Here is a 22,764-nt window from a genome sequence, read left to right on the forward strand (position 1 = left end):
TTTATGGCAGATACTGGAGATTATGTGAAGGTTGTTCTTCCAGATGAAGAGCTTCATGGCATCCTTATGCCTAGGCCTAAGCTTCTTGATGAGGGTTTCATCGTTCTCAAGTTGGATACTGGTTATAATATTGGTATGGATAAGAAGAAGATAAAGAGCATCGAGACTGTCAAGGCATATGCGCCAAAACAGGCCAAGAAAGGTGTTCTTAAGCATGATCCAAAGCTCCCGAACATTTCTCTGATATCATTTGGTGGCACCATATCAAGCAGGATAGATTACAGGACTGGTGGTGTTTTTGCAGATTATTCTGCTGAGGATTTCGTCTCCATGTGCCCGGAGCTGAAGGATATCGCTAATCTCAAGGCCATCAAGTCTGCTCAGGTGATGAGCGAGGACTTCTGTCATGAGGACTGGCAGAGCATGGCAAAGGTTGCAGCGAAAGAGCTGAACTCAGGGGCTGAAGGGGTCATCCTGACGCAGGGCACTGATACCCTGCATTTCTCTGCTGCTGCGCTCTCTTTCATGCTGAGGGGATTGAACAAGCCTGTCATATTCACTGCATCCCAGAGGAGCATTGATCGTGGCTCAAGTGATGCTTTCATGAATCTTGTCTGTTCTGCACATGCTGCTTCTAAGTTGAAGGCAGGTGCGGTCATGACTTGCATGCATGGAACGACTTCTGATGATTACTGCACTCTTGTTAGGGGCACAAAGGTCAGGAAGATGCACACTTCAAGGCGTGATGCTTTCAGGCCGATTAATGATCTCCCGATGGCAAAGGTTTTCCCGGATGGGAGGATAGAGACTGCTGTGGAATTCCCTCCTGCACAAAAGGGGGATGTGGTGGCTGACACGAAGTTTGAGGGGAAGACAGCGCTTGTACAGATCCATCCTGGCATGGACCCGGGTGTCATTGATTATTATATTGACAGGAAATTCAGGGGGATTGTCCTTGCAGCGACTGCTCTTGGCCATGTCCCGACAAATTCAAAAAAGAATGTGCTTGATCAGCTTGAGAGGGCGAAGCAGGAGAAGATTCCGATCATAATCGCATCCCAGACATTGTATGGTCGTGTCCACCCTTATGTTTACACTAATCTGAGGAAGCTTTCTGTTGAGAAGGATTGCATATTTGTTGAGGATATGCTGCCCGAGACTGCCTTTGTCAAGCTTGGCTGGGTGCTTGGCCACACCAAGGACATCAAAGATGTGAGGAAACAGATGCTCACGAACATGGCAGGGGAGATCACTGAAAGGACCTTGCCTGAATCATATCTCTGTTGAAAATGATATTAGATTATGGAAAGATCGGTCTGAAGTGTGGTATTGAGATTCACCAGCAGCTGGATACTGGTAAGCTTTTCTGCAGATGCCCTTCAATGATCCTTGATGATGGTCCGGATTTCACTTTCACAAGGCGTCTCAGGGCTGTGATTGGTGAGACTGGGGAGGTTGATGCAGCTGCTGCTCATGAGCAGATGCGCCAGAAGCTGTATGAATATCATTTCCATGGCAGGAATTGCTGTCTTGTCGATATGGATGAGGAGCCTCCGCATGATATGGATAAGGGTGCTTTGGATATTGTCCTCACAGTTTCTAAGATGCTTGATGCAGAGGTCGTGGACGAGATCCAGGTGATGAGGAAGACTGTTGTTGATGGTTCTAATACATCCGGATTTCAGAGGACTGCTCTTGTTGCCAGGAATGGCGCTTATGACACTTCATTGGGTAGGATTAGGGTGCCGACAATAATGGTTGAGGAGGATTCCTGCAAGATTATCGAGGAGAGCCAGGAGAAGAAGGTCTATGATCTTTCCAGGCTTGGCATCCCATTGATTGAGATTGGCACTGAGCCGGATATAAAGACACCAGAGCATGCGAAGGAGGCTGCTGAATATCTTGGTATGTTGCTGAGGAGCACCAAGAGGGTCAAGAGGGGTCTTGGCACCATAAGGCAGGATTTGAATGTTTCAGTAAAGGGTGGTGAGAGGATTGAGATCAAGGGTGCTCAGGATCTGAGGATGATCCCCACTCTTGTAGAATACGAAGCAAAGCGTCAGCTTGCATTGCTTGAGATAAAGGATGCTCTGAAGAAGGATTTCAAGCTTGAGAAAGTGGATCTTACGAAGATCTTGTCAGCTTGTGATTCGAAGATCATCACTTCAGCTCTGAAGGCTAAAGGTGTTGTCATAGGTTTTAAGCTTCCTGGATTCAGAGGGCTTATAGGCAAGGAGCTTGTCCCGAACAAGAGGCTTGGCACTGAATTCAGCGATTATGCCAAGGTCAAGGCTGGTGTCAGCGGTCTTTTTCATTCTGATGAGCTTCCGAAATATGGCATCACTGGAGATGATGTCAGGAATATATCCTCAAAGCTTTCCTGCAAGGAAGGGGATGCCTTCATATTGGTTGCTGATTCAAAGGAGAAGGCTCGTAAGGCAATTGATGCTATTTTCGAACGTGTAATGATGTGTTTTGATGGTGTTCCGAAAGAGGTGAGAAGGGCCAATCCTGACGGTACCTCTACTTTCATGAGGCCTATACCCAGCGCTGCGAGGATGTATCCTGAGACTGATGTGCTTCCTGTCAGGCCAGACACGGGAATGATCAGGATTCCTGCATTGTTGACAGATGTTGCTAAGGATCTTGAGAAGATTCTTGGGAAGGATCTTTCTGTGCAGATATCCAAGTCAGATAGGATTGATCTGTTCAATGGATTGAGAGATAGGTTCAGGAATCTTAAGCCGTTGTTCATTGCTGAAACCATACTGAACACCCCGAAGGAGATCAAGAAAAGATATGATGTTGAATTTTTATTTGATGAAGATGTCCTGACAAAGGTCTTGGATGCAGCAGACAAAGGAACCATTTCAAAGGATGCTGTTATTGGGGCTCTGGCTGATTATTCCAGGACTGGGAAGCTTTCTCTGTCAGGATATCAGCTTCTTTCAGATGAGGACATTGGGTCAGAGATTGATAGTATAATCAAGAAGCACAAAGGCCTTCCGTTTAATGCTCTTGTGGGCAAAGTCATGAATGAGCTCAGGGGCAAGGCAGATGGCAAGAAAATTATGGATATCCTTAAGAAAAAAGTCAATTGAGTCTCATTCTGTTCGCCATGCCCAGATACATTGATGCCCATAGCATGTTGTGGTCGCAATAGTAAAGCAGGGTTCGGAATGGCTTTCCGTTTGGCCAGTATACTTCCAGGAAATTCTTGTGCTTCTCGATGTTTTCCTTGTATCTTGACAAGTACTCTTTTGCCAGTTTCTTATCCACCTTAGACACGACTGATATATAACACAGTCCGAGATGCGTCCAGAGCGTATCAGCCTCATAATCCGGGAGCAGCATGCTCATTGGCCATCTTATTTCCCCCTTGAGCGGCTTGTGTGTATATTTTAGGGGGAATGGATCATCAAGATGGTTCTCTTGTATTGCTTTGATTGATTTCTTCATCATCGCTGCCGAATCAAAGAGCCCTGTCCAGTATGGGAACGTGTTTGCGTCCCCTGCGACATGATTTGTATTTGTGGTATCCAAAAAATAGTCTCCGTTCCAGAATTTTTCTTTTACTGTCTTCGTTATATTATGATTCTTGAAAGGATTGTCCAGTCTTGTCCTCTTTAATTCTTCATTGAGCAATGCAAGCATGCAGTTGTCATAGCAGCTGCTCCTTCTCCTGGAGTTGTCTTTTATCGACGAGAAATTGATATTCTTTGTGAGGAGCCCTGTCTTCTCATCGAATGCGAATTCGTGGTAGAAATATGTCTGGGCCTGCAGGAAATCATGGTATCTCTCAGACAGTTCTTTTGATTTTGACTTCCTCAGGCACATCAGTAGAAACGGCAGGGACTCTGCTGAGTATGAGAACACGCTGACTGGCCTTCCTCTTGGGTTTATTGTTGTTGTCAGCTTGTGGTGCTCTGAGAATCTTGACAATGCATAGGAGAGTGTCTGCTTGACTTCATTTTTATGTCCGAGCTCAAGCAGGTGTGGCATGCAGAATGTGAAGTCCCTCACATAGAACTCATTGAAATGCCCGCTGCTGGTCAGGAAATATTTTCCATTCCAGCATCTCTTGATTATGGATTTGCATATCTCTTTATGGTCTCCGGCATGCTTCTCGAATCCCATTATCTTCCTTGCTTGGCTTTTGAGGAATATTCTGCTGCCTTCAGAGATCATGTCAAAGGTTTTCAACGCGCCTGGAGGGACTTTCGATGCCCTGGCGTTAAGCTTGTCACGCCAGTGGCGATGTTCGAACCCTCGATCTACAGCTTTCCACATGCCGCTTCAGCTAACTCTCTTCATACCCCGAAGGATACTTCAAAGGTTTTCGTCATCAGCTTAGGAGGCTGTCACCCTATTTGCCCTTTCTGGGAAATCCAGGCTAGGCTACAGGCGCATTTATAAAGCAGCGAATACTAATCTTTTAATAGTTTTCGACTTTTATATATATAATAGAGGCTATTAGTTCTCAATAATGAATTTTCTCTATTATATTCGAAAGGCATAACAATTATAATAAAATTATGTCTTTCGTTATAATATGTTCAGGATTAAGCAGATTCCAGAGGATTTTAAGGTTTTTGAGATTGCGGATCATATTCCATCAGAAGGCCCTTTCTTGATCTATAAGATGAAGAAAACTGGGTGGAACACGCTTGATGCTGTTTCTCTCATTGCTAAGAGCCTGAAGATCCCGCTGAAGAGCATAGGGTTTGCTGGAAATAAGGATAAGCATGCTGTGACCGAGCAATATGTCTCTATTAAGTCCCAGAAATCAAGAGTTGATGCTTTGTATCTTAAAGATATCGAGCTTGATTATGTTTGTACTTCAAAGGATCCCATCAGTCTTGGGGATTTGGACGGGAATCGTTTTGAGATTATTGTGAGAAACATAGACAAGAGGCCTGAAAAGATTGTATCCATCGTTAACTATTTTGATGAGCAGCGTTTTTCTGATAAGAATGTTGAGATTGGCAGGCGCCTGGTCAAGAGGGATTTTTCAGGAGCAGCAGGGCTCCTCGGTGTTTCAGGCAATAATCCTGTTAATCTTCTCAGGTCCTTGACCAAGAAGAAAATTATCTTTTTCATTCATGCATACCAGTCTTATTTATGGAATAAGATTGTGGCTTTGTACCTCCAAAAAAGAAATGATGATCTGGTATCTATTCCTTATTCTCTGGGTGATTTTGTTTTCCCGGATGATTTCATCGATATCAGGATTGACATACCTGGCTTTGGATCCGAGTACTCATCAGATATGCACCTTGTGGAGGATGTTCTTTCTGGAGAAGGCATCACTTTGAGGGATTTTGTCTTGAGGGAATTTCCAGAGCTTTCTGCAGAAGGGGTGCCAAGAAATATCTGCGTTAAGGTTAAGGATATGGAGATAGGTGAACTTGAACCTGATGAATTGAATGTAGGAAAGAAAAAGTGCTCGATAACCTTCTCGCTTCCCAAAGGCAGCTATGCGACCCTTGTCATCAAGAGGCTTTTTATTTGACTGTGACGCTCTTCGCCAGGTTTCTAGGCTTGTCTGGATCGCATCCCCTCAGAAGTGCAAGATGATATGCCAGCAGCTGCATCGGGACTATATTGACGAGCACATGGGCCTCTTTTATGTCTGGCACTTTTATATGATAATCAAATATCTCATTGTTCTCAGGCCCCACACCTATTATTGATGCGCCTCGTGCCTTGACTTCGCCGGCATTGCTCAGTATCTCCATCTTTGTCTCATTCTCAGGGACAAAGACAATGCACGGCGTCCCTTTCTCGATGAGTGCTATTGTTCCATGCTTCAGCTCTCCGCCTGGGAATCCTTCTGCATGTATGTAGCTTATCTCTTTTATCTTGAGTGCTGCCTCCAGTGCTGTCGGATAGCTCAGCCCTCTCCCGAGTGTGAATATGCTTCTCTTGTCTTTGATTTCCTTTGCAATTTTCTGTATCTTTTCTGTTCCATCTGATTTCAGGAATTCTTTTATTGCATCTGATGCCTCTCTGATCCTCTGCTTGCCGATCTCCAGGTCCCCGTTTATTGCATGGGCTAGCAGGATCATGACAGCTACCTGTGATGTGTATGCTTTTGTGCTTGCCACTCCTATCTCTGGTCCTGCATTCAGATATACTATATCATCTCCCATCCTGGCAAGCGTTGAACCCAGGACATTCACTATCGGCAGGATTTTGACTTTCTTCTTCTTTCCTGATCGCACTGCATCCAGGAGATCTGCTGTCTCTCCGCTCTGCGAGACCGGCACCATGAGTGTCTTGTCTGTCAGGAAATCTTCATAGTACTTGAACTCCGATGCTATTGTGTGATTGACATGTTTATGGCTTATCTCTGAGAACAGGTAGCTTCCTGACAGGCATGAATGGTATGCTGTTCCGCATGCCACAAGGAATATGCCGAATCCTTTGTTTATCATTTCAGCTGCTTTTTTTATCTCTCCATTGCCTGCTTTCATTGTCCTGAGAAGTGATTCTGGCTGTTCATGTATCTCCTTGAGCATGAAATGAGGGAACTTTCCTTTCATCGCCTTCTCTATGCTCCATGTGAGTTCAGAGATCTCTTTTTCTTTCTCTGCTCCTGTCTCTACATTCAATATCTTGTATCCGCCATTCAGGACTGCCATCTCTCCTTCTTCAAGAAAGACCACCTTTCTCGTGTGCTGCATGAATGCCGGCGCATCTGATGCGATGAAATTCTCCCCGTCTCCGACTCCCAGTATGAGCGGGCTCCCTTTTCTGGCGCCTATCATGATGCCGTCTTTTTTGTTGATGGCGGCTATTGCATAATTGCCTTGCAGCTCCAGCAATGTGCTCCGTACAGCTTCTGTGAATCCGCTCTTTTTCATGTGCTCGGTTATCAGGAATGGTATTACTTCTGTGTCTGTCTCTGTGATGAGCTTGTAGCCCTTGTCTTTTAGCTCTTTTCTGAGTTCCTGATAGTTCTCGATTATCCCATTATGCACAACTGCGACGGATTTGTCTGAATTTGTGTGGGGATGCGCGTTTGTCTCATTTACCCTTCCGTGTGTCGCCCATCTTGTGTGCCCCATTGCTATATTGGACTCGGGAAGCTCTTGTGTGAACTTGCTTATCTGCCCCACTTTTTTTATTATGTCTATCTTGTCTTTATCTTTGAAAGCGACCCCCCAGGAATCATACCCCCTGTATTCGAGCATCTTGAGGCCTTCGACAACTATTTTGCTTGCATTCTTCTTCCCGATATACCCTATTATGCCGCACATCTCATCTCACCATATCCTTATCGACAACCTGAAGAGGCATTGTATCGACGCCCGGCCATATCTTCCTTCCGGGGTATATCGTCGTCTTCACGCCGGTGTGCACATTCTCTCCGATTATTGCACCGAGCTTCCTTCTTCCTGTGTCTATCTTCTTGCCATGGAGCATGGTCACTATGTTCTTGTTGTCATGCCTCAGGTTTGCGGTTATGGTCCCTGCCCCGAAGTTTGTATTCTCGCCGATGATGGAATCTCCGACATAGGATAGGTGACCGACACTCACATTTTCGTATAAGATTGAATTCTTTATCTCGACTGCATTCCCGACTTTGCATCTGTCGCCAAGGGAGGTGTGTGGCCTTATGTAGCAGTTCGGCCCTATCTTGCAGTCCTGGCCTATCACGACAGGCCCCTCGATATAGGAACCGCTCTTGATTATGGTGCCTTTGCCTATCACGACATTCCCTTTTATCGTCGCGCCTTTTTCCACTTCTCCCCGGATTATGCTTCTCTTGAATCTCTTGAGTGTGCCTTCATTTGCATCGAGGAGGCTCCATGAGTATGGCAGCGGGAACCAGAAATCTGTTGACTTCTCATATCTCACTTCTTCTTTCTTGGCCATGTCAGCCACAGCCCATGGTAGGTAATATTCTCCTCCGGGGCCTTTCTTGATCTTCTTCAGATAGCCGAATACCTCCTTGCTGAGGACATATGCGCCTATATTCGCCAGCCCCTTCGCTTTTTTCGTGGGCTTCTCTGTCATGCAGTGGACTCTTTTTCCTTTTACCTTCCAGACACCATAGGATCTGACATCGTCAATTTCCTTCACGAGCAGGCAATTCCTGTGTTTTGTGCATTTCTCGATGTCTTTTCCGCTGTAGAGATCATCTCCCATTATGACGATGAACCTGTCTTTGATAAGCTTCTCTGTCAGCAGCACAGCATGTCCTGTGCCGAGCTGCTTCTGCTGCTCCACATATCTTACTTTCTTCCCTTTGAATTCCTTGCCCACATGGTTCTTGATCATCTCCGCCTTGAATCCGACCACAAGTATGAATTCATCCACCAGTTTATGCAGCTCATTCATGTTCCTTTCCAGTATGCATATGTTTGCCACTTTGAGAAGGGGCTTTGGCTTGTTCACAGTCAATGGATATGTTCTAGTTGATTTCCCGGCGCATAATATCACAGCCTTCATTTTTTACCTCCTGGGAAAAAGTTAAGATCGGAAATTTCTTTTCGTTGCTTCATCATAGTTCCCTCCTTTTTTCCCCGATATATTCATATTCTCCTTTTTCTAATCTTCTGAATGGCGCTTCCTTTGTGAGCTCTTCATATGAATGTGCCGCTAGCCCGCATGTCCTTGGTATGATGAAGAATGCCTTTGCCATTCTCCAGTCGAATCCCATCTCTGTGATTATTGCAGCAACTGCTCCGTCTACATTCAGGCATAGCTTTCTTCCTTTCTGTTCTTCTATCTGTTTTTCCATCTCCAGTGCAAGTTCGCATGCAGGACCGAAGAATCCGATCTTCCTGGCCACCTCAAAAAGCTTTGTTGTTCTCGGGTCAGTGGTATAGAGTTTGTGCCCGAATCCTGATAGCCTTTTCTTCTGGTCAAGTATGTTCCTGACGATTTCTGCCGCTATCTTCTTTGGGTTCTCATTGACAGTCCTTGGGGCATTCTCTTGCATGATGCGGGCTGCCTCTTCTATTGCTCCGCCATGATGCTCTCCCAATGTCAATATGCCTCCTGCAATAGCGACATTTATGGAATTGCCTCCGCTTGCTATTATCCTTGCTGCTTGTGCTGATGGTGGCGCAATCCCATGCTCTATTGATGTTACCAGTATGGCATCCGTCATCTTCCTCTGCTTCTCGCTCGGCAGCTCTCCTTTCAGCAATAGGAATATGGCTTCTGTGAATGTCAGTTTATCTATCATGTCGATCAATGGATATCCTCTGATTATCGCCCCTTCTTGGGTCGAGTCTGCTATGCTTGTCTTCCATTTCTTGTCAGCCATGATTATCACCTAGTATCATCTTTATTTCATCCAGAATATGATGATGGACTTCCGCAACCTTGACTCCTGCTTTTCTCAAAGCTTCTACTTTTGCCTGGCGGGTGCCTTTTGTTCCTTCAACTATGGCTCCTGCATGCCCAAGTGTCATGTTGGGGAGATTTGATGCGAAATTGCCTGACACAAATGCTGCTATCGGCTTCGTTATCTCTCCTCTTGATACTGATTCTGCCACGAGCTCTTCATACGTGCCCCCGATTTCTCCGAAGATCACAGTGCACTTGGTGTCCTTGTCTCTCTCGAACATCTTGAGCATGTCGACGAAGTCTGATCCTATGAGCCGATCCCCGCCTATTCCTATTACTGTGGATTGTCCGATGCCCTCCTGTGTCAGGAGATTTGCTGTCTCTGAGCTCATTCCGCCGCTCTTTGATATTATCCCGACTGGTCCATTCATGTAGCTGCTGTTGTCCGCTCCGCCGATTGGTCCCATCTTGCATTTGCCAGGGCTTATTATGCCGACTGATGATGGTCCGACAATCACAGCCCCGCTTTTTCTTGCTGCTTCCAGGAAATAGGCTGTGTCATGCACAGGTATATTCTCTGTGATGATATTGATGAGCTTGATTCCGTTGTTTATGGCATCCATGACAGCCTCTTTTGCCTGCATCGGAGGCACAAATATCACTGTTGCATCGACGTCATGGTTATGCAGCGCCTCATTCACTGATCCATACACAGGGACTCCATCTACATTCTGGCCTGTCTTGCCTGGAGTCACTCCGCACACTACCTTCACTTTGTAGTCGAGCATCTCTTTGCAGGCTTGTCTTCCTTGCTTGCCTGTTATGGCCTGGATCATCACTCTTGTTTCATCATCGATCATTATGCTCATTTTAGTTTCTCCTTGTATTTCCTTGATAGGTCTGCCATTATTTCAGCGGCTTTTGAGATCGGGGTGTCATATCCGAAGAGGTGGATGTCATAGCCTTCTTCTTTTGCTGCCTCTTCTAGCATCTCGAATGCTTCTCTCTTGCATGGACCGTCTCTTCTTATGACAATAGGATAGTTTGGCTTGATCCTCTGTATTGCCTGGAGAAATCCCTTGAGTGTTATGTCGATTCTTGTGAAGTTCGCCTTCCCGCCGACCACAAAGCATCCTGTAAGCCCCGGCTTGTCTAGTGTCACTTCAGTCAGCTTCCTCACTTTCTCTCCGCTCGGGTTTCCGCTGTATTCTGTATAGTTTGCTGGTCTTGCCCCATAGCTGTAGAGTGCATCGACTGCTGTGATGCTCGCCCCCCCGCCAGAAGCCAGCACTGCGATGTCACCATCCAGCTCTATGAAGGTCTTTCCGGCAACCCCGCTGTAGTCCTCTTCATCTATCTTCTTTGCTCTCTTCTCTCTTTCTGTCAGCTCTCTGAAGCCTGTTCTTTTGGGGAATGGGAAATCATGCCTGCCCAATGCTTCATCATCAAGCACTCCTTTCATGTCAGCTGCATATATCTCTCCTTCTGCGGTCACGATGAGAGGATTGATCTCGGCAAGGAGCATATCGTTCCCCATGAACACGTCATATAGTTTGATTATGAATTCTGAGAGGTCTTCTTGTATGTTGAGTTGGCTTGTGATTGTTCCTATGTTTTGGCGATTCACACCCACTGTGGCATCGATGCGGATTATCTTTGCATCATTGTGCTCTACATCGACCCCTCCCTTGTCTGAGAATATCAATATCGGAGCCCTTATATCGGTGCTGAATGTGAAGCAGGCATAATATTCCTTTATGGCATCCAGTTTCTCGACTGCAAGTATGGCCTGTATCTTCTCCCCGAGGATTTGGGCTCCCAGCATCTCACTGGCATATTTCATTGCTTCCTCTTTGTCTGAGGCTGTCTTTATTGCGCCGGCTTTCCCTCTCCCACCAGATAATGTTTGCGCTTTGACAACAACAGGATAGTTGAATTCATCCAGTGTTTCATCTGCCTCTTTTATATTATGTATTATCCTGCCGAAAGGCACTTTGATCCCGGATTTGAAAAGGATAGTCCTTCCTTCATGCTCCATTATTTTCATCTTTGCACCGCAAGGATGAAAGCAGGAAAATGATTGATTTCCCTTGTCTTCATCTTTTCTCTCCTGTCCTCGCTTTGAATCCTTTTAGCATCTCAAGCAGTTTTTCATGGAACCTGTTGTTTGATGCTATGAAGTTCCATGAGTCCCCGTCAAAGTCTGTACCGTCGAACTTTGTCACTTTGCCCCCTGCCTCTTCGACAATGACTTTCCCTGCTCCTGTGTCATATGGTGTTATGGAGGCCTTGACTGATATGTCAAATCTGCCGCATGCCACATATGCCAGCCCGAAGGCGCATGATCCTGTCATCCTGACTTCAGGGCAGTGTTTCCTGAAGAGCTTCATTAGGTCTATGATGGTTTCATCTCCCTGGTGGATGAAGGATGCTGGTGATGCATACACTGCTTCATTTATGCTCTTGTCTGATACATTGATTCTCATGTCATTGAGCCATGCCCCTTTTCCTTTTTCTGCATAGAAAAGCTCATCTGTGAATGGCAGGTATATGACGCCGGCAATGAACTTTTTATTCCTGGCCAGCGCGACCGAGACCCCGAAGAATGGTATATTGTGGAGATAATTATGCGTCCCGTCCAGTGGGTCTATGTACCAGCAGTATTCAGAGTCATTTTCTGACCTTCCTGCCTCTTCTGAGAAGAATGAGTGTTCAGGATATATTTTCTTGATTGTCTCCAGGATTATCTTCTCTGCAGCGAGGTCTGCCTCGCTTACAAAAGAGTTGTCCTTCTTCTTTTCTGAGTGCACTCCGGTTCCGAACTTTTCCATAAGTATGATGCCTGCTTTCAGTGCCGCTGCTTTTGCAGTCTCGAGGAATTCTGGCATCGTCATTCACCTATCTCTTCCTTCACTTTCTTGGCTATGGAATCTGATATTCTCTTCACTTCTGATGGATCCTCTGCTTCCACCATTACCCTTAGCTTGTTCTCTGTCCCTGAATATCTGAGGAACACTCTCCCGGTCCCGCCGAGACTCTCCTGTGCTTTCTTGGCCTCTTTGTTTGCATCCAGTCTTTCTATTGGTTTCCTCTCTTTCACCTTTACATTGACTATCACCTGTGGGAGATGTCTCATGACCGAAGCGAGTTCTGATAGTCTCTTGCCTGTCCTTTTCATGATGTCCAGTATGTAGAGTGATGCGATTATGCCGTCTCCGGTTGTTGCATGATCAAGAAGGATTATGTGCCCGCTCTGCTCTCCCCCTATCCTGTGCTTGCCCCTACGCATCTCTTCTACGACATACCTGTCTCCGCAGTTTGTCCTGATGACATCGACCCCGATTTTCTTCATTGCTATGTCCAGTCCCATATTGCTGTACTGGGTCGCCACAAGTGCCCATTTCATCTTGCCTTGCCTCTGCCAATAGTCTGCTATTATGGCCATTATCTTGTCCCCATCAACGGTGTTGCCCTTCTCATCAGACATGATTATCCTGTCTCCGTCTCCGTCGAGAGCAAGCCCTATGTCTGCCTTCTCTTCGACAACTTTTTTCTGGATGACTTCAGGATGCATTGCCCCGACTTTCTGGTTTATGTTCAGCCCGTCTGGCTTGTTCCCCATTGGGATGACCTCTGCCCCGAGCTCAGAGAGTATCAGCGGAGCCACTTTGTATGCTGCTCCGTTTGCGCAGTCCAGGATTATCTTGATGCCATCCAGTGAGTTGTTCTTTATGCTGGCCTTCGCGAACTCGATATATCTCCCTTGCGCGTCATCTATCCTGGAGGCCTTCCCTATCCTGTCTCCGACGACAGATTCGTCTGTGACATCCTTCTCGATCATCATCTCTATTTTCTTTTCCTCATTGTCCGGAAGCTTGAATCCGTCTTTGCCGAATATCTTCACCCCATTGTCGTCAGCTGGATTATGTGAGGCGCTTATCACTATGCCGGCATCTGCTGCAAAGCTCTTCGTGAGATGTGCGATCGCAGGTGTCGGCATTGGCCCGACAAGAAGTACATCTGCTCCCATGGAGCACATGCCTGACACAAGCGCATACTCTATCATGTAGCCTGATAGTCTTGTGTCTTTGCCGATGAGTATTCGTGTCTTCTTCCCTTTGTTGGAGAAATGTTTTGCGATTGCCTTGCCGAGCTTTATCATCAGGTCTGGTGTCATAGGGTGTTGGTTTGCCTTGCCTCTTATCCCGTCTGTTCCGAATAGCTTCATCATGTGCCCTCCATGCTGGGATGAATCATAAAAATCAGATTCTTTGATCTGTCACCCAAAAAAAGAAAAAAAGAGGTTAATGGGTGTTTCATATTTTGCCGCTCTCGTTTATATATTCTATTAAGAATGTATTGATAATATTATATTTTATTAGCTCTTTTATATCTTTAAAAAGCTTTATAAGCAGTAATAATGCTCTAAAAGTATTAATAAGACTTTTTTAAGTTTTATAGTGAAAATAGAGCAATTTTTATTATTAAAAAACATTATTATTTATAGAATATTATAATAATATTATAAAAAGATTTATAATATTGTTCCTGTTCCTTTTTTGTCATGAAAGATAGGTCGATGCTTGTCAGGATCACAAAAGACGGGATGCTCCATTCAGATTGTGAGATCTTGGAGAATCCCGAATCCATCAAGCTTCTTTCGAATTCTATCAGGCTGAGGATCTTGAAGCTTCTTGCAGAGACCCCGATGTACCCTGCTGAGCTTGCGCAGAAGCTCAGGATGCATGAGCAGAAGGTCTATTATCATATGAAGCAGATGCTTAATGCTGATCTTATTGAGATTGTTGAGAAGAAGGAGATTAGGGGGACGATAGCGAAGAAATTCTTCCCGAAAAGCATGAACTTTGCTGTCTCACTTGGTGGGGAATGGAGCAGGTTTAAGGGAATGAGGGCCTCTGTTGATAAGAAGCTTGAGGCTTTTCTTGAGCCTTTCATCAGGGATGGTGATTTCAATGCTAAGTTTGTTGTCGGCTGTCCTGACCCGCATGGTCCTTACAAGGCTGCTGCAAGGGACGGCCATTATGCTGTTGATCTGGCCTTGTTCATGGGCCAGTTCTGCCGTTTCCCCAAGTATTTTGCTGTAAAGCTCGATGTCGACGTTAAATCTGAGAGGCAAGAGAAGGATAATCTGATAATTGTCGGAGGCCCCGGCCCCAATCTTGTTTCGCATGAGATAAATAATTTCCTGCCTATAAAGTTTGACATCAGGGCGTCGAAGAAGGGATATACTTGTGCTGGCTTGATCTCAGAGGCAGGTGAGCTGATCAGTGAGGACACAGCGGGGATAATCGCAAGGATCCCTAATCCGTATTCTCCCAGGCACAGTATCCTGTTCATCGCTGGCTACAGGTATGTGGGTGTGAAGAGTGCTGTGATCGGATTCACGAGATTCCATAAGGAGATATTGAGGGGTTTCTCTGGCCAGGACAGCTTTGCTGTTATTGTCAGGGGATTTGACCTTGATGGCGACGGCAAGATAGATTCTGTAGAATTGGTGTGAATTGTTTGTTGGGGTTTCAGCAGGTTCATCTGAGCTGTGGCATTATCTCATCGAATGCTTCTTGGATTGATTTCTTTCCGTCCACCTCTATCATCTTGATTCCTTTATTCTTGTAATGCAATATGATAGGTTCTGTATCATTCCTGTATATCTTCAGCCTCTCCCTTATCGCTTTTTCCTTGTCATCTTCTCTCTGGATGAGATTCCCGCCGCACCTGTCGCAGATTCCTTCTTTTTTCGGCTTCAGGTTTGTTGTGTGGAATATTGCTCCGCATTTTGAACAGGTCCTTCTCCCGCCAATCCTCTGGACTGCGAAATCATCGTCCAAAGTCAGCACAATCATGTGGCTCACTTTGGTTATCTTGTCCAGCTCCTCTGCTTGGAGCTTGTTCCGGGGATACCCGTCAAGTATCCATCCCTTTTTGCAGTCTTCTTTCTCGATTCTCTCTTTGAGCATGCCGACTACAATGGAATCTGGCACCAGCTCACCTCTGTTCATGTACTCTTTTGCCTTGGCCCCGAGATCTGTCCCATTTGACAGCGCCTCACGGAACAGGTCTCCTGTAGATATGTGGGGCACTTCAAGCTTCTTGCTTATCCTGCTGGCTTGTGTCCCTTTTCCTGCGCCTTGCGGCCCCATTATCAGGATCTTCATTGGATTTTCACCCGAAATATTCCACTTCTTTCTCGACTCTCAGCTCTTTTTTCCATGCATCCTGCAGCTTGTCGACGATCTGCAGCATCTCTCTCTTGAGGTCATTCCATTCTATTGTTGTTTTCTTTATATATTTTATCTCTTTCTCCTCTGAGGAGTCTATTTCCAGCTTGAGGCCTTCTCTGTGCATTATCTTTAGTTTTCGCATTGTATTGAACACCTGTATTTTCTCTTTGTCTGAGAAGAATCTGATTTCATTGAAGCTTGTCACTTTGTTGTCTGGCTGGATTATCTCTGTCACTATCTCAAGGAATTGGTTTATCTTCTCTAGTATCCTTCCTCTTATGTCCCGCAGGACGAAGTTGGTGACCTCTATCTTGGATATTTCGAATTCATGATCAAGAAATGCATGGTCCAAACCATACTTCTGTATTTGTTTCGCGTCCACTTTACCACCTCTTTGCTTTGATCCGCCGAATCAGGTTTATATTCTTTTTCTTACCTGTATGAGTGAATCACTGCTTTAATCATTGATGAGAGAGAATAAGCCCCCGGGGGTATTTGCAACCCCGACCTTCTGATTGCTTCCCAGCAATCATTGATTGGCTGATACAAGTCAGACGCAATAGCTACTATGCTACGGGGGCATAAATGTAGCTGTTTCTGTGAGAAAATTTCCTATTTAAATATCTTTTTATAAAGCCTTTATAAAGACTGATACATATTAATGCCCGTGCTGGGGCCAGAATGCCTCTGTCTCCTCAAGGAAGCCTTTCATGTCAAGATATTGCTTTATCCTCCTATGGAGCTCGTAGGTCTTCCTGTACAGCTTGAGCTTGTAGCCTTCAAGCTCTTTCTTCAGCAGCCTCTTCTTCACGAAATTGTGCAGGTTGAATGCTTTCAGTATCTTGTTCTTCTCCCAGTCGCCCTCCGGGTCCATGACGACCCTTGCTGTCAGTTTTATCTCTACCTCGCCTTGCTGGGTCTTGAGCTTCACCCCTTCGTGCATTATCTCTATGTCTTTCATGAAGAGCACATGATAGTCGACATCCAGCTCAAGCCTGAAGAACTTTGTCTCATCCTTGAATGTCCTCCACCAGATCCACATCTCTTTGTGGCCCCCTTTTTCTCTGCGCTCAAGCATCAGTTTTTCCATGTATTTCTCAGAACTTGGCTGGTCATAATCCTCTCTTACAAAATCTTCATATAAGAGCCAGAATCTTATCATCTGGTAGAGCCCTTTCATGTGGAAGACATCCCTGTACTTCAGGGCGATATCATTCACCACCATGACTTGTTCTGCCATTTTTGCCTCTTTTTTCCTCTCTTTTTAAATATTCAGCTTAGAATTTATAAAATTTGTGTAGATTTGGGCAGTTTTCACATGTATAGCTCATAATATTTTTAAAGCACCCTTTTTACCAGGATATAAAATGATGATTGGCATTGTTGGTAAGGCTAATGTCGGCAAGAGCACTTTCTTCAAGGCCCTCACTCTGGCTGATGTCGAGATAGCGAATTATCCTTTTGCTACGATCAAACCGAATCATGGGGTGGGTTTTGTGCGGACCCCTTGTGCAGACAAATTTTTTGGCAGGCAGTGCAATCCGAGGGAGGGCTATTGCATAGATCATATCCGCTTTGTGCCTGTTGATGTCATTGATGTTGCTGGTCTTGTTCCGGGTGCTCATGAGGGCAAAGGTATGGGCAATCAGTTCCTTGATGATCTGAGGCAGGCTGATGCCCTGATCCACGTTATTGATGCTTCTGGATCAACAAATGAGAAAGGTGAGTCAATACAGCCCCTTCAGTATGACCCTGCTGAAGATGTGAAGTTCCTGGAAGTTGAGCTTGATATGTGGTATCTCGGCATCCTGAACAAGGGTTGGGAGAAGTTCGCCAGGACCATCCAGCAGGAGCATGGCCATGTGCAGAAGGCGCTTGCGAAGCAGCTTTCTGGACTGGGTGTTGATGAGGAGATGATTAAGTCGTCTGTCAGGCTGCTGGATCTTGATCCTGAGAAGCCTGCTCTGTGGAGTGCTGATCAGCTGAAGTCATTGGCTGTCCGTCTGAGGAAACTGACCAAGCCGATGATTATTGCCTGCAATAAAATCGACATCCGGGGGGCATATGATAATTATGAGAGGCTCAGGAAGGGATTCCCTGACTTCATATTTGTTCCTTGCAGTGCTGAATCAGAACTTGCTCTTAAGGAGGCCAGAAAGCGCAATATGATTGATTATTTGCCGGGCTCTGGCAGTTACATGGTTAAGGGCGGCCTGAATGAGGCGCAGATGAAGGCTCTTGATTTCATCAAGGTCAATGTTCTTGACAGGTATCATACCACCGGTGTGCAGGATGCACTGGACAAGGCGGTTTTTGGGCTGCTGAAATACCTCCCCATTTTCCCGGGCGGCCTGAACAAGCTTGAGGATCAGTATGGGAATACCCTGCCTGACTGCTTCCTGATGCCGGATAAATCGACAGCCCTTGACTTCGCTTATCGTCTGCATTCTGATTTCGGGGATAATTTCATCAGGGCCATTGATGTCAAGACAAAGAGGGCTGTGGGCAGGGATCATGTCCTGAAGAGCGGTGATGTGATAGAGATCATAAGCGGGAAATAGCGCGTTTGTTTATTGAATCGAGATATGCTGCAGTCCTGGGATTGTCGAAACAGATGATGACCTTTATCTTTTCATTCCCGAACTTCTTGAGTCCTGAGAGTGTTGCCTTGAGTGATCTGCTCGGTGTCACGCCATATTTCTTTCTTGCATCCATCACAGGTATTGCTATGCTCTTGGCTTTTTCAGACAGCGCTATCTTGATTGCCTCGGTGGCCGCCTTCCTTATCGTGGCTTCTGATGCCCTCTTCCTTTTTCCTGTTGCCGGGTCATATGTCAGTGCTATCGCATGTATCAGCTTGCGCCTGTCATGTTTCGACCATCCTTTATCGAGGATTGCCGTCCCTCTCCGGAACGGGCCGCCGTTCTTGAGGAGGAGTCTCATTGAGGACATCTGGGCGTATCTCGGCTCCCAATTGTGCTTGTCATACATCATGGTGTAGTAATGCCTTATCTCTTTTGGGAGCTTTCTGAGCAGAAGGTTGTATGCCGCTTTTTCTGGCGTTTTGAGTTTCTCTGATTTCTCCCTGATTTTCCCGGCACCGCTTGTTCCGAGGAGCATCAGCCCGTTGGCGGAATTCACGATAGCATCGGCTTTTTTGTTGATGGCATATCCTTTCTGGTGGAGAATTCTCATTTTTTTGCGTGCTTGAAGGTCGTGGGAAGGTCTATCATGTATTTGCCGTCTTCCAGCTTGTAGACGAGAGGGTCTTTCTTGAATAGGTGCACGAGGTCTATCTCGAACTTGCCCGGCTTCAGCACCCTGATAGATTCGAAATCGAGAACAACAGGGTCATCCCTGTTCCTGTGCTCGCCTATGATGTTAAGGACATCTTTCTCGATCTCTTTCTTCTCCTCTTTGGTGAGCTTCTCGGTTATCTCTTCTGCCTGCTGTAGCTTTTCCTTTCGTATGTAGAAGAACAGTTTTGAGCCGCATGGGCATCCTTTTAGGATCTCGTTGGATCCGTCGTCATAAAATGTGTTGCATCTCACGCATTGATGCGGCATTTTGGACTCCGCACGCAGAAAATTTCTTTGATTTTCCTGTGCCTTATCTCTTTTTCCTTCTCCTCTTCGGCTCTTGCGCGAGGAGTTGTATCTTGTGTGGGTCTTTGGTTATCTCTTTCACTACGCTTGCCGGCCCTATGATTGTGAATCCCTGCCTGTTCCCGAGGAGGGCTCCTGCCAGTATCGCCCTCATCTTCCCGACCGGGTCATTTTCTTTCGCCTCTGGATTTATGACTGCCATCTCTATCCCCTTGAACTCGTCATCGATCTCTTCCATTGTCGTCTTTATCATCTCTGCTTCCTCTTCCTTTTTGAGTCGGCCTTCTAGCAGCACTATCTTGTTCTCTTTGGCTATCTTCAGCAGTTTCCTTATTCTACCGAGCGAGCTCAGGGATTCTATCTCTGTATACGGCACGAATTGTATTGTCAGCATTTATCCCACCAGTGCAAATAATCCTTCATAAAAATTGTCTATGTTCTTGCCGAATTTGGCGCTTATCCCGATGACATCATATTGTGGGAACGTGGCCTGGAGCTTCTTGAGGTTGGCTCTCCTGAGATCGATCTTGTTCCCTACGATGAGTACAGGTATCTTCCTGGCCTCGAGATTTCCGATGATTGTTATGTTCACTTGAGAATAAGGGTCCTTTGTGGCGTCTAGCACCACTATCACTGCATCCATGTCATCGAGCCATTTTATTGCATCGATGACTCCTTTTGTTGCCTCTTTCGCTCTCTTCTTTGCATCCTTCTCTTTCATTCCTTTTTTGACGAAGTCTTCATAATCGATCTTTGTCGCGATCCCGGGCGTGTCAACAAGGTTGAATGAGAGCTCCTTCCCTTTGGATTTTATGTTTATCTGTTCTTTTATCTGGACTTCTCTTGTCTCGTGGGCCATGGCGCTTGTCTTGCCCATCTCCTCGCCGAGCCAGTCCTTGCATATCCTGTTGGCAAGTGTTGTCTTCCCCCCGTTCGGAGGACCGTATAGTCCGAGTTTTACATGCTTCTTCTCTTTGAAGATGTTCTTGAAGACTTTGTTCAGGAATTTCTTGAAAAGTTCAATCATCTGACCACCATATATTATTAATGTGTCATGGATATGCTGATTTATATATTGAGTTATATATCGATTTATGTATTGGGTTATATGTTGATTGATATAATATTATCATATTTTTGTTATCATCTTTTGCAGGAATTGGTTTATATATGTTTCCCTTTTAAGCCTGACAGAATACAGGACATCATAAGAATCATATGGCGTCATAAGAATTGAGGTCATAAGGATAATAGGCGCTCAGTAGTTACTTCCGTTCATCATCTCCCTTGCGGGATCTGTTGGTGTTCACTACATCATCGCGCAATATCAATAGCGCTTGATTATTTATAAATTATGGCACTTGGTCATGGCACTGGGTACGTCACTTGGATTTATTCCTCAGAGTCACCTTCACAGTCTCCTTCATGATTTTCTTCATGGTCTGCTTCATCCGGGGGGTCAGCCCCACCATTCTCTGGCTCGTCTCCCTCGGATTCATCTGATTTTTTGTCTTCTGAGGATTTTTTGTCTCTTTCTGCATTCTTTGCATTTTCTTTGTCGATTCTTGGTGCATGGTAATTCATCCTGTACAATGCTATCATCATGAGTGTCTTGTAATCCAGTTTTTCTTGTCCTGTTGTGCTCTCATATCTTGATTTGTAATAGTTGTAAAGGTTCCTTTCCACCCCTGCTTCTGTTCTTTCTCTTGCTTCTGCATGCATGTATTCATGGTCCAGTAAGTATCTTGTTGAGATGGATCTCTTTATCGTGAATGGCGCCACGCTTCTTGGTTGCTCATAGTATTTTGAGAGCAGGATGACTGCTTCCTCGAGGTTTGCGCTGCCATTTTCTTCTGTATCTTTTGTATAATCAGTGGCTGCCAGGACTTCTTTCCCATAGTCAAGCACTCCTTGCCCGATAATCTTTACAGGCTTTCCCCGTCGGATGTATCTCAGTACAAAATCTGAGATGTCTTTGGAGTGTCTTCTCAGGTAGCTGGTGATTATGGCGCTTGCCCCTTTTGCTCTGGCATAGAACTCATTGAAATGCCTTCTCGGCAGGTTTGTCTCTATTGAATTGTCGTACAGTACAAGGTATCCGCCTAGTGTTGCTTCTAATGCTGACATTTTATCCGCCTACCCCTTTTAGAATTATCTGGCCTGGTTGAATCTAACCGAAGATTCCTTTGTAGTCGTTTTCTTCTTCTTTCTGCCTGACTTTCTCGACTGCACTCAGGAAGTCCTTCTCTGTGACCTTAGACCTGTCTTCCCTGATTGCAAAATATCCTGCTTCTGTGCATGATGCGTTTATCTCTGCTCCTGAGAAATCATGCATCTTCGATATTATCTTGTCGATATCTATTTTACAGATGGACATGTTCTTTGTGTGTATCTTGAATATCTCTTTCCTTCCTTCATCGTTCGGTATCCCTATCTCGATGAGCCTGTCAAGCCTTCCTGGCCTGATCACTGCCGGATCGAGTATGTCCTTCCTGTTTGTGCATCCGATTATCTTGACATTTCCCAACGGCTTGAACCCGTCTATCTCAGCCAGCAGCTGCATGAATGTCCTCTGGACCTCCCTCTCGCCGGATGTCCCTACTTCTATCCTCTTGGCAGCGAGGGCATCTATCTCGTCTATGAATACTATTGAAGGGGCTTTCTCGCGGGCCAGCTGGAACACTTCTTTGACAAGCTTTGCTCCCTCACCTATGAATTTCTGGACAAGCTCGCTGCCCACGATCTCGATGAATGTCGAATCTGTTGCTGTCGCGACTGCCTTTGCCAGAAGGGTCTTGCCTGTTCCTGGCGGGCCATGCAGGAGTATCCCCTTTGGGGGCTTTATCCCTATCTTTTCGAATAGCTCCGGTTTCTTCAGCGGAAGCTCCACAACTTCCCTTATCTCTTCTGCCTCTCTGCTGAGGCCGCCGATTTCACCCCATTGGACTTTGGGCTTCTCGATGATTATGAATTTCTCCACATTGAATTTCTTCATCTTCTCTGCTTTCCTGATTATTGTGAGGTTCTTCTGCTCGACCAGCACTGTGTCTCCAGGTTTTATCTTGCCTGCATCTCCAGACAGCGCAACGAAGAACTCATTTCCGTTCTGGAGCATGAGGAATGCGTGGCCTTTGCTTATCTGCCTTACCTGCGCCACGAGGAGCGGAGGTTCCCTGTATTTTTTTACCTCTTCCTTCAGGCTGTTTATCGTGTCCCTGAGGAGCTTGTTCTCCTCTTCGAGCTGGCTGATGTTGGTTGTATAGCTGTACATCACATCTTCCAGCTCCTTGTTTTGGTCTTTTATAACCATAATGGATTGGGGTGGTCGGCTATTTATAAATATTTCCCAGTCAGCGGCTCTGTCCGGGTCATTGGTTTAAGGTCAGGATGATTTTCTGACTGGGATACAGGTACGTCGCCAGGGAAGCTCTCTGATCGATTATCTTTTATTATTATCCTTTATCAGGAGCGGCCTGAGGGGATTCATGTTCAGCTTGAGTGAGGTATGAGGTGATTCTGTTTCTTGACAGGTATCATTTTGGATATCTGAAAATCAGGGGTTTTAGACATGCCGGCTGACTCTCATAATCTTTGATCGTGAGAATGGGAATGGA

The 22,764-nt window shown here is 45.6% G+C and carries 22 protein-coding genes and 1 tRNA gene; 5 read left to right on the plus strand and 18 right to left on the minus strand.

The window, feature by feature from the left end:
* Positions 1-3: 3 nt before the first annotated feature.
* Both gatD and gatE read left to right on the plus strand, forming a co-directional pair.
* Positions 4-1,287 carry a Glu-tRNA(Gln) amidotransferase subunit GatD gene (gene gatD, locus JW968_03100; GenBank protein ID MBN1385940.1) on the plus strand — a complete coding sequence of 428 codons (1,284 nt, stop codon included), beginning with the start codon at positions 4-6 and terminating at the stop codon, positions 1,285-1,287.
* Entirely contained in the window at positions 1,284-3,101 is a 1,818-nt protein-coding gene (gene gatE, locus JW968_03105; protein MBN1385941.1) for a Glu-tRNA(Gln) amidotransferase subunit GatE, read from the plus strand. Before gatD ends, gatE begins: the two co-directional genes overlap by 4 nt.
* Here gatE and JW968_03110 read toward each other — a convergent pair.
* Both JW968_03110 and JW968_03115 read right to left on the minus strand, forming a co-directional pair.
* The gene (locus JW968_03110) at positions 3,094-4,203 is read right to left on the minus strand and encodes a hypothetical protein (GenBank protein MBN1385942.1); all 1,110 of its coding nucleotides are present in this window, start codon (positions 4,201-4,203) and stop codon (positions 3,094-3,096) included. The genes gatE and JW968_03110 overlap by 8 nt on opposite strands.
* A tRNA-Arg gene (locus JW968_03115) sits at positions 4,204-4,408 on the minus strand.
* A 144-nt stretch (positions 4,409-4,552) separates the two neighbouring features.
* On the opposite strand from JW968_03115, the gene truD reads away from it, so the two are divergent.
* Positions 4,553-5,512 carry a tRNA pseudouridine(13) synthase TruD gene (truD, locus tag JW968_03120; GenBank protein MBN1385943.1) on the plus strand — a complete coding sequence of 320 codons (960 nt, stop codon included), beginning with the start codon at positions 4,553-4,555 and terminating at the stop codon, positions 5,510-5,512.
* Here truD and glmS read toward each other — a convergent pair.
* From glmS to JW968_03155, 7 genes are read right to left on the minus strand one after another with little or no spacing between them, the layout of a single operon-like run.
* Positions 5,505-7,262 (minus strand): glutamine--fructose-6-phosphate transaminase (isomerizing), encoded by a 1,758-nt coding sequence (glmS, locus tag JW968_03125; protein ID MBN1385944.1) that lies wholly within the window; start codon positions 7,260-7,262, stop codon positions 5,505-5,507. The two genes, truD and glmS, sit on opposite strands and share 8 nt — an antisense overlap.
* Position 7,263: 1 nt before the next feature.
* Positions 7,264-8,457 (minus strand): NTP transferase domain-containing protein, encoded by a 1,194-nt coding sequence (locus JW968_03130; protein MBN1385945.1) that lies wholly within the window; start codon positions 8,455-8,457, stop codon positions 7,264-7,266.
* Between the two features lie 52 nt (positions 8,458-8,509).
* Positions 8,510-9,280 carry a citryl-CoA lyase gene (locus JW968_03135; protein MBN1385946.1) on the minus strand — a complete coding sequence of 257 codons (771 nt, stop codon included), beginning with the start codon at positions 9,278-9,280 and terminating at the stop codon, positions 8,510-8,512.
* Positions 9,273-10,172, minus strand: a complete 900-nt coding sequence (locus JW968_03140) for a CoA-binding protein (GenBank protein ID MBN1385947.1) — start codon at positions 10,170-10,172, stop codon at positions 9,273-9,275. The genes JW968_03135 and JW968_03140 overlap by 8 nt, the downstream gene beginning before the upstream one ends.
* On the minus strand, positions 10,169-11,350 hold the full coding sequence (locus tag JW968_03145) for a hypothetical protein (GenBank protein MBN1385948.1): 1,182 nt from the start codon (positions 11,348-11,350) through the stop codon (positions 10,169-10,171). The genes JW968_03140 and JW968_03145 overlap by 4 nt, the downstream gene beginning before the upstream one ends.
* Before the next feature lie 49 nt (positions 11,351-11,399).
* Positions 11,400-12,197 carry an inositol monophosphatase gene (locus tag JW968_03150; protein ID MBN1385949.1) on the minus strand — a complete coding sequence of 266 codons (798 nt, stop codon included), beginning with the start codon at positions 12,195-12,197 and terminating at the stop codon, positions 11,400-11,402.
* Positions 12,194-13,534: a phosphoglucosamine mutase gene (locus JW968_03155; protein ID MBN1385950.1), complete on the minus strand. Its 1,341-nt coding sequence runs from the start codon at positions 13,532-13,534 to the stop codon at positions 12,194-12,196. Before JW968_03155 ends, JW968_03150 begins: the two co-directional genes overlap by 4 nt.
* A 333-nt stretch (positions 13,535-13,867) precedes the next feature.
* Here JW968_03155 and JW968_03160 point away from each other — a divergent pair, with 333 nt between their 5' ends.
* Positions 13,868-14,824 carry a helix-turn-helix domain-containing protein gene (locus JW968_03160; protein MBN1385951.1) on the plus strand — a complete coding sequence of 319 codons (957 nt, stop codon included), beginning with the start codon at positions 13,868-13,870 and terminating at the stop codon, positions 14,822-14,824.
* 25 nt (positions 14,825-14,849) lie between these two features.
* Here the strand turns inward: JW968_03160 and JW968_03165 are convergent, their stop codons facing one another.
* The 3 genes from JW968_03165 to JW968_03175 all read right to left on the minus strand — a co-directional run bounded on the left by JW968_03165 (position 14,850) and on the right by JW968_03175 (position 16,785).
* Positions 14,850-15,479 carry an adenylate kinase gene (locus JW968_03165; GenBank protein MBN1385952.1) on the minus strand — a complete coding sequence of 210 codons (630 nt, stop codon included), beginning with the start codon at positions 15,477-15,479 and terminating at the stop codon, positions 14,850-14,852.
* 7 nt (positions 15,480-15,486) lie between these two features.
* Positions 15,487-15,927, minus strand: a complete 441-nt coding sequence (locus JW968_03170; protein ID MBN1385953.1) for a hypothetical protein — start codon at positions 15,925-15,927, stop codon at positions 15,487-15,489.
* Positions 15,928-16,203: 276 nt separating this feature from the next.
* Positions 16,204-16,785: a hypothetical protein gene (locus tag JW968_03175; GenBank protein ID MBN1385954.1), complete on the minus strand. Its 582-nt coding sequence runs from the start codon at positions 16,783-16,785 to the stop codon at positions 16,204-16,206.
* Between the two features lie 130 nt (positions 16,786-16,915).
* Here JW968_03175 and JW968_03180 point away from each other — a divergent pair, with 130 nt between their 5' ends.
* Positions 16,916-18,106 (plus strand): redox-regulated ATPase YchF, encoded by a 1,191-nt coding sequence (locus JW968_03180; protein ID MBN1385955.1) that lies wholly within the window; start codon positions 16,916-16,918, stop codon positions 18,104-18,106.
* Here JW968_03180 and JW968_03185 read toward each other — a convergent pair.
* From JW968_03185 to JW968_03210, 6 genes are all read right to left on the minus strand, one after another.
* Positions 18,090-18,740, minus strand: a complete 651-nt coding sequence (locus JW968_03185; GenBank protein ID MBN1385956.1) for a hypothetical protein — start codon at positions 18,738-18,740, stop codon at positions 18,090-18,092. The genes JW968_03180 and JW968_03185 overlap by 17 nt on opposite strands.
* A complete protein-coding gene (locus JW968_03190) occupies positions 18,737-19,111 on the minus strand; it encodes a hypothetical protein (protein MBN1385957.1) in 375 nt (124 codons plus the stop codon). Before JW968_03190 ends, JW968_03185 begins: the two co-directional genes overlap by 4 nt.
* Before the next feature lie 43 nt (positions 19,112-19,154).
* Positions 19,155-19,544: a DUF2073 domain-containing protein gene (locus JW968_03195; GenBank protein MBN1385958.1), complete on the minus strand. Its 390-nt coding sequence runs from the start codon at positions 19,542-19,544 to the stop codon at positions 19,155-19,157.
* The gene (locus JW968_03200) at positions 19,545-20,177 is read right to left on the minus strand and encodes a GTP-binding protein (protein ID MBN1385959.1); all 633 of its coding nucleotides are present in this window, start codon (positions 20,175-20,177) and stop codon (positions 19,545-19,547) included.
* A 365-nt stretch (positions 20,178-20,542) separates the two neighbouring features.
* Complete coding sequence (locus tag JW968_03205; protein ID MBN1385960.1) at positions 20,543-21,277, minus strand: hypothetical protein; 735 nt, start codon at positions 21,275-21,277, stop codon at positions 20,543-20,545.
* Positions 21,278-21,320: 43 nt separating this feature from the next.
* The gene (locus JW968_03210; protein ID MBN1385961.1) at positions 21,321-22,421 is read right to left on the minus strand and encodes an AAA family ATPase; all 1,101 of its coding nucleotides are present in this window, start codon (positions 22,419-22,421) and stop codon (positions 21,321-21,323) included.
* Between the last annotated feature and the right edge of the window lie 343 nt (positions 22,422-22,764).

The organism is Candidatus Woesearchaeota archaeon (assembly GCA_016928155.1).
Classification (GTDB): Archaea; Nanobdellota; Nanobdellia; order Woesearchaeales; family JAFGLG01; genus JAFGLG01.